The following is a 12,546-nucleotide window of genomic DNA, read 5'->3' as shown; positions in this document are numbered from 1 at the left end:
ATCAATATAGCCTTAGAGGATTTATTGTTTTTCAGTGATTAATAAATACCCACGCCCCCTTAAGGTCTTCATCCATTGTAAGCCATCTGAACGGGGAGGTAATTTTTTGCGTAAATTAGACATATGCATGTCAATTGAGCGGTCAAATGAAGCCAGTTTTTTTCCAAGCACTTCAACGCTTAAGACTTCTTTAGGCACAATGATACCGGGATTTTTAATCAAGTGGAGCAGCAAGGCAAACTCTGTTCCGGTGAGCTCTAAATCCTGATCACCGGCGAGCACTTGTTGTCTTCCCGGATATAACGTAATACCGGCAAATTCAATTTTCTCAACATCAGTCTGTGTCGCCATTTTATTGGCTTGATCGACGCGTCTTAAGATCGCTTTAATTCGTGCGATCAACTCACGATCATTAAAAGGCTTAGGAAGATAGTCATCCGCACCAAGTTCTAGTCCCACAATGCGATCAATTTCATCGCCACGCGCGGTTAGCATAATCACCGGCGTCGAAAAGTTTTTTCTGATTTGTTGTAGGGTTTCGATGCCGTTTAGAACAGGCATCATGACATCGAGCAATACTAAGTCGTAGGTTCTATCAAGTGCTGTTAGCGCCTCTCTACCGTTGCGTACGACATTAACTTCAAACCCTTCCAATTCTAATAATTGCGATAAAAGATCCGTTAATTCTGCATCGTCATCAACAAGTAAAATTTTTGCCATAACAATCCCCTGATTCATGGTTTATTGCGAATTATTTTTTGCCGAATTGCCACCAACGTTTTTGCGGCGCTTCAGGCGCATTAATAATTGTGTTATTTGGGGCCGCTTGCTCTTCATTCGGTAATGGTTTATCTAAATCAAAGTGGCTCACGGTGCCTTTTTGATCGAAATTAACTACTAACGTATGTTGCTCCGGCGTTTCGTAGGCTTTTTGTTGTAAGAAAACATAGTACCAAGTATTGCTACTGTATGGATCAACTAACACCGGCGTGCCTAGTAAATATTGAACTTGTTGAGTTGTCATACCGGTTTTGAGTTGTGCTACGCTGGAGGCTTGTAAGTAATTGCCTTGTGGCACATCAATACGATAGACCACTTTGTTAATTCTGGAACAAGCGGTCACGCTCAATGCAAAAATTAATGTAGTGACAATAAATTTGAATTGCATTTTTGCCTTTTATCCTCTGTAAATAATGAAAAATGATGATACCGAAAGTTTAATTAATTGCCAAATTAATTCTCTTCTTTTAGCCGGCGTTGTAATTGATCTCGCAAGTTTGGCGGCAATCCTTTAATCGTCAACGTATCGGTAGTTTCATCCCAAAGAATGCGTTGATTTAATAATTCCGCATCAAAACTGATGGTGATGCCTTTGCCTGAGCCGGAAAATTTGGTTAACGATTTAAGTGCGGTGCGAATTGGTGGAATACTGTCTTCCAATCCATAGTTTTGTTCTTGTGTGAATGCAACAAAAGGTTGCTGATTGAGTGTTGGTAACGTATCGGAAAGTTCCGTCAACGTAATTTCCTCACCGCTATTTATTTGACCTTTACAGTATTCAAACACCTGCTTTTTCACAGCTTGGGTTTGCTCCGAATTGAGTTCGCCTTGTACGCAGTAATCACTCACCGCTTGTAATAAGCATTGGTTTTGTACTTGTGGATTGAGCCCTTCTTCTGCGCCTAAGAAATCCATAAAAAAATCGGCGATCTTGCGTCCTACGCGTCCTTTAATAAAGGTGAGATAACGATTGGAATTGGCATTGAGTTGTAAATCCGTCAAATTAATACGAGCAGCAATGTCAAATTGCGTAATATCGAGATATTCTGTGCGTTGAATTTCCAGCTGATCGTTGACTAACATACTGACACGACTGTCCAACAGCGCAATAAATAAGTAATCGGTCGCCAAGAAATTATATTGGCATAACACTAACGTACCGTTGTCGGCAAAGTGATATTTCCCCAATTCGGCAAGCAATAAATGGGTTGCTTCGTGGCTGAAGGGCAGAAAATCCAGTTCATTTTCCAACAATCGGTTAAGGCATTGGGCAAACACCGAAGATTCTTGAAACACTCCGTATGCTTTGGCTTTATTTTGATAACCCTGATGTAATTGCAACATCATTTGCTCTACTTCAGGGGTGATGGTTAATAATTGTTCACGCAGAACACAGCTTAATGGTGGCAGATTGTCGCCTTCCGGCTCTGCCTTGATAATTTGATGAAGAATAATTTGTTTAACTGTAATGCTCATAAAATCACCTTAAAAAACGCCTGCTATTATAACCGCACTTTTTAACAGAACTAACAAAATATGTTAGGATTAGCCCAATTATCGGTTAATATACGTAACGCTTTACATTAATTGGCTAATCAAACATGGCAATTCAATCAAAATATCAAGATAAACAAATAGATGCAATTTTAAACGACATGATCGCAGTGCTTGAAAAACACCAAGCGCCATTGGATTTATCCTTAATTGTTTTAGGCAATATGACCACCAATTTGCTCACCGGCAGTTTGGGCAAGCAACAGCAAAAGGTGCTGGCACAAGCCTTTTCTGAGGCACTACTCAATTCCATTAACACAGCGAAATAATTGGCAATGTGGAAATTCAACAGCAGACAATATCGTGAAGAAACCTCACAGAAGATTTCGTGGGGGCACTGGTTTGCTTTTTTTAATATTCTTTGGGCAATTTTTATCGGTGCCCGCTATGCGTTTATTATTGATTGGCCGGATACACTCTTTGGCAAAATTTACTTTTTCATCAGCTTATTAGGGCACTTTAGTTTTATTGTTTTCGCCTTTTATTTGTTGGTGATCTTCCCCCTCAGTTTTATTGTGAAAAACCACCGCACTTTTCGTGGACTCACGGTCATTCTTGCCACAATCGGCAATACATTATTATTAGTCGATACGGAAGTTTTTGTGCGGTTTAACCTGCATTTATCTTCCCTTGTTTGGAATTTGTTGGTGAATCCGGAAAACGGCGAATTATCGCGTAACTGGCAACTGTTCTTTACGCCGATGCCGTTGATTCTATTAGTGCAAATGTTGTTTTCTCGCTGGTCTTGGCAAAAGCTGCGTAGTTTGGAACGACAAAAATGGTTAAGAGGCGTTGGCGTCTTTTTTGTTTGCACTTTTATTGCCACCCATCTGATTTATGCGTGGGCGGATGCTTATTTATATCGTCCGATTACGATGCAACGTTCCAATTTCCCGCTGTCTTATCCGATGACAGCGCGCTCTTTCTTGGAAAAACATGGTTTTATCAATAAGCAAGAATATTCCCAACGCCTCGAACAAGAAGGGCGTTTAGATGCATTAGCGATTAACTACCCGAGAAACCCATTGCTTTTTGAGGCACCGCAAGAAAAGACCAATGTGCTGCTGATTACGGTTTCCGGCTTACGTTATGATGCCGTTGATATGGAAACTATGCCGAATTTGGCGGCGTTTGCACAACATTCCACGCAATTTACCAACCATTACAGTAGCGGCAATAATAACAATGCCGGTTTAACCGGGTTATTTTATGGATTGAACGCGAGCTATACCGACAGCCTGCTCAGCAATAAAACCCCTTCCGTTTTGGTTGAACGCGTTGCCCAACAGCAATATATGCAAGGCTTATTTTCTGCGAATAAATTTGATAACGCGATTTTCCGTCGTGCGATTTATCCGAAAGCAAAATTAACCGGTGATAATAGCAACCCAGTTGCGGTGCAGTCTTTTAAACGCTGGTTGGATTCCGCTAAACAACAGGAAAAACCGTTTTGGGGATATTTGAGTTTAAATATTGAACCCAATTTGGCGCAAGATAAGTATCAACAACAGCTTGGCAAACTGGATGAACTCTTAGGTCAACTCTTGCCGGAATTAGATTTGCCGAACACGATTGTGCTGATTACCGCAGAGCATGGGTATCGTTTCAACACGTTGACAGAAAAAGAAGAAATCAATGATTTCTCTCGTGACGAAGTGCAAGTACCGATGATTGTGCACTGGCAGGATTTGCCGGCGACAAAAATCACCAAATTAACTGCCCATGTAGATTTATTGCCGGCGTTGATGAAACACGTTTTCAACGTAAAAAATCCGATCAGGGATTATGCGCAAGGGCGTGATTTATTCGATTTAAAACAAGCCACAGATTGGGTCTTAGTTTCCAATTATCGTTGGAATGTGATTATTCTGCCGGATGGCACGCAATATCATATTGATGCGCGTGGAAACTATCAAAAATATGACCGCACTTATCAGAAGATTTCATCAGAAAGACCGCCGTTAGGTTTGTTCTTAGAAGTGTTCAATAAAGAGCGATCATTTTTAGAAAAATGATTGAAAATGTGCCTGACTAATAGCCAGAATCAATTATATTTTTGTGCCGCCGGGTTTTATACTAGCGCGCAATTTCATTAGGACAAATACGATGTTATTAATTAAAAATCTGCGAATTTTTTATAACATTATCTGTTATTTCAATGCATTGTCATTGAACGCCTGCCTATTTTCAATTAATACAAAATCCTCTTCTATGAGGATTTTTTTCTATTTGCTCCCTGCCTATCCGTTACATTTACTTATGGAGTCACTATGACGAAAAGTCACGTTCGTAGTTTTAAAACTTATATTCGCGATGAAATTATTAAAAAAGGCGGCTGGGTGAATGCGCATGCGCATGCGGATCGTGCCTTTACCATGACACCGGAAAAAATTGGCATTTATCAAAGCTGTAATTTGCAACAAAAATGGGATTTGGTGGATGAGGTTAAACGTACCTCTTCGGTGGATGACTACTATGCCCGTTTTTGTCAATCAATTGAATTGATGATTTCCCAAGGGGTGACGGCTTTCGGGACGTTTGTGGACATTGACCCGGTGTGTGAAGATCGTGCGATTATCGCCGCCCACAAGGCACGTGAAGTCTATAAACATGACATCGTCTTGAAATTTGCGAACCAAACTTTAAAAGGCGTGATTGAACCCACTGCGCGCAAGTGGTTTGACATAGGCTCTGAGATGGTGGATATGATTGGTGGCTTGCCATACCGTGATGAGTTGGATTATGGACGTGGTTTGGAAGCCATGGATATTTTGTTGGATACCGCCAAATCACGCGGCATTATGTGTCATGTTCACGTGGATCAATTTAATTCACCGACAGAAATTGAAACGGAGCAGTTGTGTGATAAAACTATTGAACACGGTATGCAAGGACGCGTGGTCGCTATTCACGGCATCTCCATTGGATCGCATTCCAAAGAATATCGTTATCGTCTCTATGAAAAAATGCGCCAAGCACAAATGATGATGATTGCTTGCCCGATGGCATGGATTGACAGTAATCGTAAGGAAGAACTCATGCCGTTCCACAATGCGTTAACCCCAGCCGATGAAATGATTCCGGAAGGGATTACGGTGGCGATTGGTACGGATAATATTTGTGACTACATGGTGCCGTTGTGTGAAGGGGATATGTGGCAGGAATTGAGCTTATTGGCCGCCGGTTGTCGTTTCCCGGACTTAGACGCCATGGTGAATATCGCCAGTATCAACGGCCGTAAAGTCTTAGGCATTGATTAATCAAATAAAATACCGAGCCATCATGCTCGGTATTTTGTTTTTAAAGTGCGGTCGTTTTTTGAAATGTTTTTAATCTGTATGTTCACTCAAAAAACCACCACTTTGGTGTTGCCATAATTTGGCATAGAATCGTAGCGTGCAACTTGTTGCACGAAATCATGAATGCCCGAAAGAGTTAAATAACGTTCTGTGCGTAATTTGGTCGTGCATCAAGATGCACGCTACGAACGCAATCACGAATTACACATCGAGGTTAATGTTAATCATTTGTGCAATAAAATACCGAGCCATAATGCTCGGTATTTTGTTTTTAAAGTGCGGTCGTTTTTTTAAATGTTTTTAATCCGTATGTCCACTCAAGAAGCCACCACTTTGGTGTTGCCATAATTTGGCATAGAATCGTAGCGTGCAACTTGTTGCACGAAATCATGAATGCCCGAAAGCGTTAAATAACGTTCCGTGCGTAATTTGGTCGTGCATCAAGATGCACGCTACGAACAAAATCACGAATTACACATCAAGGTTCATGTTAATAATCATTTGTGCAATAAAATACCGAGCCATCATGCTCGGTATTTTGTTTTTAAAGTGCGGTCATTTTTTTAAATGTTTTTAATCCGTATGCCCACTCAAGAAGCCACCGCTTTGGTGCTGCCATAATTTGGCATAAAGACCGTTTTGTGCGAGTAATTCGGCATGCGTGCCTTGCTCTACAATTTGTCCGCGATCCAACACAATCAGACGATCCATCGCGGCAATCGTGGATAAACGGTGCGCGATGGCGATAACGGTTTTGTTTTCCATCATTTTATCCAAACTTTCTTGGATTGCCGCTTCCACTTCAGAATCCAGCGCGCTGGTGGCTTCATCCAATAACAAAATTGGCGCATCTTTTAACATCACGCGGGCGATGGCGATACGTTGGCGTTGTCCGCCGGAGAGTTTCACGCCACGTTCACCAACGTGCGCATCATATCCCTTGCGTCCCTGTGCATCGCTTAAAAACGGAATAAAATCCGCCGCTTCGGCACGTGTGGCGGCATCCAACATTTCCTGCTCGGTGGCACTTGGTCTGCCGTACACGATGTTATCACGCACGGAACGGTGCAATAAGGAGGTATCTTGCGTCACCAAGCCAATTTGACTACGCAGGCTTTCTTGGCTGACATCTAACACGTTTTGTCCATCAATGGTAATGGAGCCATGCTGGGCCTCATAGAAACGTAATAATAAATTCACAATGGTAGATTTACCCGCGCCGGAACGTCCAATCAACCCCACTTTTTCACCCGGTTTAATGGTTAAATTAAAATGGCTCAACAAAGGTTTTGCCGGATCATAGGCAAAACTGAGGTCGTTAAATTTAATCTCTCCACGCGTGACATTTAACGGTGGGCAATTCGGTTTATCCAAAATAGTCTGCGGCTTGGTCAGCGTATTCATACCGTCATTTACCGTACCGATATTTTCAAACAAGCGTGCCGATTCCCACATAATCCAACGGGACAACCCATGAACACGCAACGCCATGGCGGTGGACGTGGCAATGGCACCGACACCGACCAGCCCTTGTTGCCATAGCAGAACACCAATGATCGCGGTACTTAGAATCAGCACGACATTATTGATGTAAGTTAAGCTGTCTAGCGAGGTTGCCAAACGCATTTGAGCATGCACCGTGACCATAAATTCCTCCATAGAACGTTTAGCATAACTTGCTTCTCGATCACCATGGGAAAAGAGTTTCACCGTAGCAATATTGGAATAGGCATCGGTGATTCGCCCCGTCATTAATGAACGGGCATCTGCCTGACGTTCGGCAGTTTTGGCAAGACGAGGAATTAACAAACGCAAAATAGTGATAAACAGCACAATCCAAACGAAGAAAGGCACAAGGAACCAACTATCTAATGAAGCCAACACCAAGCCTGAGGTGACAAAATACACTACCACATAAACCAACATATCGGCGATGGTCAGCACCGTATCACGCACCGCTAAAGCTGTCTGCATAACTTTGGCAGATACCCTACCGGCAAATTCGTCTTGGTAAAAACTTAAACTTTGTCCCAACATCAGACGATGGAAATTCCAGCGCAAACGCATCGGGAACACGCCTTGTAAAGTTTGTAAACGCACTGCAGAGGCTAAAAATAACCACATAATGCTAAAGACTAACAAGCCGCCCATCCCCATGAGTAAATGGCCTTTTTCCTGCCATAAGGTTACTGGAGTATAAGCCCCCAACCAATCCACCAACAAGCCCATGAATTGGAACAACATGGCTTCCATCACACCGTTGCCGATCGTCAGCACCGCTAACAGCAAAATCCAACCTTTCATGCCTTCGATGCTCGACCAAATAAAGCGGAACAACCCTTTATCCGGCGTTTTCGGCGATTGGTCGGGATAGGGGTTCAAGCGATGCTCAAACCAACTAAAAATTTTATTTAACATGTCCTCTTTCCTTAAAAACAAAGGGCAACCACGCTGTTGCCTATATGGAATACATTATAGCGTAAAACCTCCACATCGCCTAAACCTGTTCGGCCTTTCGATATTGACTTGGGGTCATGCCATACAGTGCTTTAAAGGCTTTGCTAAAATGCGCTTCCGATTGATAGCCCACCTCCAATGCCACCGACAAAATATTTTTTTGTGTTTTATTTAACAATAATGCCGCTTCTTGCAAACGCAGTTGCGTTAAGAATTTGCCCGGTGCCATACCGATTTTTTGCTGAAATACCCGCATGAAATTCGCCCGTGACATCGCAGCCAACGCTGCCAAGGCATCCATATTCCACGCCTGTTGCGGCGCATTAAATAACTGTTCTAATACCTTGCCTAAGCGCTTGTCTTGTAACCCGGCAAATAATCCGCAATGAAGCAGATTGGCTTGTAGTCCGTGGCGCAAAATATAAATAAACAACACAGTAACTAAGGCATCCATCAGCGATTTTGCACCGCTTTGATGATTATCCGCCTCCTGTTGCATTAAGCGAATCAGCGGTTGCACCGGTGTGTCATTGAGCGATAAATGCAAATATTCCGGTAACGAATCAATAAGCAGGGAGGGTTTGCTGTAATAAAACAAACCGCAGAACATTTTCAAATCTGCCGAATTCTGCCCAATGCTATACACTTTAAACAACGTAGAGCGGTTATCTTGGGCATGAGGCACATTATTTTCCGACAAATTCTGTGCCTGTCCGGCAATTAAGTGCGGTCGATTTTGCGGGAGAAAAAAGATATCGCCCGCTTGCAAATGAATTTGTTTTTTATCTAACGTGAGCCAGCATTCGCCCTGTTCAATCAAGTGAAATGCACCCACATATTGATTTTCGGCGATATTCGGTTGAATTTGCCACTGTCCTTGAAACAGGCAGCGAATATTCACTTCACCGCTCACCTGTGCCAGCTGAATAAGTTTATCTAAACAGTCCATAATGAGATTTTACGAATAAAAGTTAAGACGAATGAGCAAGTATGATAGACGAATTTGCCTATAATTTGTTGCGAAATTTAAATGGATTCCAACCTAAATTAAGGAGAAAAATCATGTTTGCAGATTGGAAAAATGATGTTGCCCACGTAAAAAAATCATTCGGCGAATTAGGTAAAAAACATCCGAAAATGTTACAAGCCTACGGTGCACTAGGCGCAGCCGCAGCAGAAGGCAATGTTTTAGATGTGAAAACCCGTGAATTAATCGCCCTTGCCGTAGCTGTGACCACCCGTTGCGAAAGCTGTATCGGTGTACACGCTGCCGAAGCGGTAAAAGCCGGTGCAACTGAAGAAGAAGTGGCTGCCGCATTAGCGATGTCTATCGCATTAAATGCAGGTGCGGCTTACACCTATTCTTTACGCGCATTAGAAGCTTATAATACGCAAAAAGACTAAGCATTTATTAGGAACTTTATATGATTGGCACCCTTCCGTTAAGGGTGCCATTTTTTTAGAGAGACAGACGCTGATCGTCTGATAAATTGTGTTGCAACATCAATTTAAACACGTTCGTTAATTTAAACACATTCGTTGTTTAATATGATTTGCACTATTTCACTTTCGCCTTAATGGCTTCTGCAACCAATTCCGCTTCTGTTCCCAGAATGACTTGTAAACCATCATTACCTAGTTTCACGTTGCCTTTAGACCCGAGCGATTTTAATTGTTCTTCGTTGATCTTATTGCGATCCACTAAAGTTAAACGTAAACGAGTGATACAAGCGTCAATTGTTTTAAAGTTATCCGCACCGCCTAAAGCGTCAATAAATTTGACCGCTCTTTCTTCGCGTGATTGGTTGGTGGCAGGTTGTGCTGTGGCAGACTCTTCTGTGTTTTCCGTGCGACCGATGGTTTTTAAGTTGAAGGCTTGGATAGCAAAACGGAAAACAACGTAGTAAATGGTGAAGAAGACTAAGCCTTGTACCAATAACATGTACCAGTCAACGGCTAATGGGTTGCGTGAAGATAACACCATATCCACTAAACCTGCGCTGAAGCCGAAGCCCGCAATCCAGTGCATGCTCGCTGCGATAAACACGGAAATACCGGTTAATAATGCGTGTAATACATAAAGAATTGGTGCGACGAACATGAAGGAGAATTCAAGTGGTTCAGTGATACCGGTGAAGAAAGAAGCAAATGCACCCGCTAACATGATAGACGCCACTTTCACTTTTTGGCTTGGTTTTGCACATTGGTAAATCGCTAATGCCGCACCCGGTAAACCGAACATCATGACCGGGAAGAAACCTGCTTGATACATACCGGTCACACCCACAGTGGCAGTGCCTTCAGCGATGGATTTTGCACCACCTAAGAAGTTAGGAATATCGTTAATGCCGGCAACGTCAAACCAGAATACAGAGTTTAACGCGTGGTGTAAGCCAACCGGAATTAATAGACGGTTGAAGAAACCGTAAATACCCGCACCCACAGCACCTAAATCTTTAATGGATTCACCGAAAGAAACTAATGCGTTGAAGATATAAGGCCATACATAAAGCAGAATGAAAGAGAGCGCAATCATGGCGAAAGAGACCACGATTGGAACTAAACGTTTTCCACTGAAGAAGGACAGGGCTTTTGGCAACTCTACTTGATAGAAACGGTTGTAAAGTTCAGCAGAAAGCACACCGATTAAGATCCCGATAAATTGGTTATTGATTTTACCGAAAGCGGCAGGCACTTGGCTTGGATCAAGATGTTGTAATTGTGCCACGCCACCCGGTGCGAGTAGAGTGGTCACCACATAGTAACCTACCAAACCGGAAAGGGCGGCTGAACCGTGTTTGTCTTTAGATAACCCGAACGCCACGCCCACGGCAAATAATAAGCCCATGTTGTCGATGATGGCAGCCCCGGATTTGATGAGCAAGGCGGCAAGTTGGCTATTCGCCCCCCAACCGTCAGGGTCTAGCCAATAGCCGATCCCCATTAGTACGGCGGCGGCCGGCAATACTGCCACCGGCACCATTAAGGCTTGCCCGATTTTTTGGGCATAACTGAGAATACTCATAAGAACTCCTTTAATTTTTTGATTCATAAAATAATTTTTAAGGTCTGCGTAGCATAGCGCGAGAGGATTTCGCTTTTCAAATGAAAACTTTCGTATTTGTGAGAGCTATCACGAATCTGTTGGCACGATGCTTAACTTAAAAACAAAATAACGGATCAAGCACGCTTAATCCGTTAATTTGAAACCAAAAGAAGATTATTCTACTTTTAATTGTTTGCCGTCATAGCTCATGCTTTGAACAGAGGTTAAGGCTTTGCCGCCGTCTGTTTCACCGCCAATGAGCAATACTTTGTTGTCATAAGACACGGCAACACCGTAACCGATGCCTGCCGGCAATTCGCCAATGATGTTCCATTTGCCGTTGTTTAACGTATAAATATCTTTATGCCATGCTTTGCTTAAGCCTTGGTGAGCGTGAAGTTTTCCTTCTTTAAATTGTTTTACGGACCCCGGGAAGTTTGCACCACCGGTAACTAAGTAATGACCGTGGCTGTAACCTGCCATCGCCCCCGCTAAACCATCTTGGCTTTGACCTTTTGGCGCCGGTAAATCAGGCAAGTTTTTCCATTGCACGCCTTTGTTAGTGAATGTACCGGCGTGAGTTTCTGCCGTACGCAAGCCCGGTTTGATTTCACCGTTCACGACAACTAAATCATCACCTTGAATGGTAAATGCCGCACCGGCACGACCGGAGAAGGGTACACGACCTTCGTTGCGCCATTTATTGGTCGACGGTTCATAGCTTAACAATTCGGTGGTGAAGAAGTAATCTTCCGGACGTTGTTCAAAATACGCTTTGGTGATTTCATCTTTTTTCGCTTTGTCTTCCCCAGCCGCAACAGTGTCTTGGAAGAAACCATTGAAAATAGACAAGTTAGAACCGCCCACGATATACACTTTATCACCGTGAGAAGCGCCGCTGGAACCGATTAAACCACGTGGTGAGCGGGTGGGTAATTTGCTCCAAGTGTTATCGGTCGGATCATAGCTGTAGGCATCGTTGACGAATTGTAATTCGCCTTTTTCATTTTTTTGTAATCCGCCGAAGACATACAACTTGCCGTCAACAGCCGCAGCTACCGGTTGGTTACGGTCACCGCCCGGGAATGCGGCGATTTCTTTCCATTGGGCGTTCGGGGTTTTTAAATCTAATGCATAGAATTTATCGCCGCCTGTACCTAAGCCGACATAAACGGTATCGCCAATTAACGCACCGGCACCGCTTTTAATGCCCACCGGTAAATCAGGGTAAGCGGTAGCGTGTGCGGTTACCGCAAAAGTGGTTGCCGCCAAGAAGAGGGTGGCGAATGTTGTTTTTTGAAATCTCATAATAAACCTCGTTTGGAGTGATTTGGGCTATTCGTCAACGGCAGAATAGGTCTTTTATGTGTAGGTAAGAAAGTGCGGTTCAAATTTACTGCATTTTGCAAC

11 protein-coding genes are annotated in these 12,546 nt (G+C 43.1%); 4 read left to right on the top strand and 7 right to left on the bottom strand.

What is annotated here, in order from left to right:
- Window positions 1-21 precede the first annotated feature (21 nt).
- From J5X96_RS09205 to yejK, 3 genes are all read right to left on the bottom strand, one after another.
- The gene (locus J5X96_RS09205) at window positions 22-720 is read right to left on the bottom strand and encodes a response regulator (protein WP_209363288.1); all 699 of its coding nucleotides are present in this window, start codon (window positions 718-720) and stop codon (window positions 22-24) included.
- A 31-nt stretch (window positions 721-751) separates the two neighbouring features.
- Window positions 752-1,168: an outer membrane protein assembly factor BamE gene (gene bamE / locus J5X96_RS09200; protein WP_021615188.1), complete on the bottom strand. Its 417-nt coding sequence runs from the start codon at window positions 1,166-1,168 to the stop codon at window positions 752-754.
- A gap of 65 nt (window positions 1,169-1,233) precedes the next feature.
- Window positions 1,234-2,256: a nucleoid-associated protein YejK gene (yejK, locus tag J5X96_RS09195; protein WP_209363286.1), complete on the bottom strand. Its 1,023-nt coding sequence runs from the start codon at window positions 2,254-2,256 to the stop codon at window positions 1,234-1,236.
- Window positions 2,257-2,381: 125 nt separating this feature from the next.
- Between yejK and J5X96_RS09190 the strand changes: the two genes are divergently transcribed.
- The 3 genes from J5X96_RS09190 to J5X96_RS09180 all read left to right on the top strand — a co-directional run bounded on the left by J5X96_RS09190 (window position 2,382) and on the right by J5X96_RS09180 (window position 5,594).
- A complete protein-coding gene (locus J5X96_RS09190; RefSeq protein WP_021615186.1) occupies window positions 2,382-2,603 on the top strand; it encodes a YejL family protein in 222 nt (73 codons plus the stop codon).
- Between the two features lie 6 nt (window positions 2,604-2,609).
- Window positions 2,610-4,349, top strand: coding sequence for a DUF3413 domain-containing protein (locus J5X96_RS09185; RefSeq protein ID WP_209363285.1), 1,740 nt, complete (start codon window positions 2,610-2,612; stop codon window positions 4,347-4,349).
- A gap of 255 nt (window positions 4,350-4,604) precedes the next feature.
- Window positions 4,605-5,594: an amidohydrolase family protein gene (locus tag J5X96_RS09180; RefSeq protein ID WP_021615183.1), complete on the top strand. Its 990-nt coding sequence runs from the start codon at window positions 4,605-4,607 to the stop codon at window positions 5,592-5,594.
- 612 nt (window positions 5,595-6,206) lie between these two features.
- Here J5X96_RS09180 and J5X96_RS09175 read toward each other — a convergent pair.
- Entirely contained in the window at window positions 6,207-8,051 is a 1,845-nt protein-coding gene (locus tag J5X96_RS09175) for an ABC transporter ATP-binding protein (RefSeq protein WP_209363283.1), read from the bottom strand.
- A gap of 79 nt (window positions 8,052-8,130) precedes the next feature.
- Window positions 8,131-9,039: an AraC family transcriptional regulator gene (locus J5X96_RS09170; RefSeq protein WP_209363281.1), complete on the bottom strand. Its 909-nt coding sequence runs from the start codon at window positions 9,037-9,039 to the stop codon at window positions 8,131-8,133.
- A gap of 113 nt (window positions 9,040-9,152) precedes the next feature.
- Here J5X96_RS09170 and J5X96_RS09165 point away from each other — a divergent pair, with 113 nt between their 5' ends.
- Window positions 9,153-9,494 carry a carboxymuconolactone decarboxylase family protein gene (locus J5X96_RS09165; protein ID WP_033002463.1) on the top strand — a complete coding sequence of 114 codons (342 nt, stop codon included), beginning with the start codon at window positions 9,153-9,155 and terminating at the stop codon, window positions 9,492-9,494.
- Window positions 9,495-9,648: 154 nt separating this feature from the next.
- On the opposite strand, the gene nagE is transcribed toward J5X96_RS09165, so the two are convergent.
- On the bottom strand, window positions 9,649-11,115 hold the full coding sequence (nagE, locus tag J5X96_RS09160) for an N-acetylglucosamine-specific PTS transporter subunit IIBC (RefSeq protein WP_209363279.1): 1,467 nt from the start codon (window positions 11,113-11,115) through the stop codon (window positions 9,649-9,651).
- A 195-nt stretch (window positions 11,116-11,310) separates the two neighbouring features.
- On the bottom strand, window positions 11,311-12,444 hold the full coding sequence (locus J5X96_RS09155) for an N-acetylneuraminate epimerase (RefSeq protein ID WP_209363277.1): 1,134 nt from the start codon (window positions 12,442-12,444) through the stop codon (window positions 11,311-11,313).
- Window positions 12,445-12,546: the final 102 nt, after the last annotated feature.

The sequence above is a fragment of the Aggregatibacter sp. 2125159857 genome (assembly GCF_017798005.1).
In the GTDB taxonomy this organism is placed as follows: Bacteria; Pseudomonadota; Gammaproteobacteria; order Enterobacterales; family Pasteurellaceae; genus Aggregatibacter.
This window is presented reverse-complemented; position numbering and strand designations above follow the sequence as displayed.

Bases quoted from the DNA above. Each gene is read 5' to 3' on its own strand.
- J5X96_RS09205 (WP_209363288.1), bottom strand. From the start codon at position 720: ATGGCAAAAATTTTACTTGTTGATGACGATGCAGAATTAACGGATCTT.
- bamE (WP_021615188.1), bottom strand. From the start codon at position 1,168: ATGCAATTCAAATTTATTGTCACTACATTAATTTTTGCATTGAGCGTG.
- yejK (WP_209363286.1), bottom strand. From the start codon at position 2,256: ATGAGCATTACAGTTAAACAAATTATTCTTCATCAAATTATCAAGGCA.
- J5X96_RS09190 (WP_021615186.1), top strand. From the start codon at position 2,382: ATGGCAATTCAATCAAAATATCAAGATAAACAAATAGATGCAATTTTA.
- J5X96_RS09185 (WP_209363285.1), top strand. From the start codon at position 2,610: ATGTGGAAATTCAACAGCAGACAATATCGTGAAGAAACCTCACAGAAG.
- J5X96_RS09180 (WP_021615183.1), top strand. From the start codon at position 4,605: ATGACGAAAAGTCACGTTCGTAGTTTTAAAACTTATATTCGCGATGAA.
- J5X96_RS09175 (WP_209363283.1), bottom strand. From the start codon at position 8,051: ATGTTAAATAAAATTTTTAGTTGGTTTGAGCATCGCTTGAACCCCTAT.
- J5X96_RS09170 (WP_209363281.1), bottom strand. From the start codon at position 9,039: ATGGACTGTTTAGATAAACTTATTCAGCTGGCACAGGTGAGCGGTGAA.
- J5X96_RS09165 (WP_033002463.1), top strand. From the start codon at position 9,153: ATGTTTGCAGATTGGAAAAATGATGTTGCCCACGTAAAAAAATCATTC.
- nagE (WP_209363279.1), bottom strand. From the start codon at position 11,115: ATGAGTATTCTCAGTTATGCCCAAAAAATCGGGCAAGCCTTAATGGTG.
- J5X96_RS09155 (WP_209363277.1), bottom strand. From the start codon at position 12,444: ATGAGATTTCAAAAAACAACATTCGCCACCCTCTTCTTGGCGGCAACC.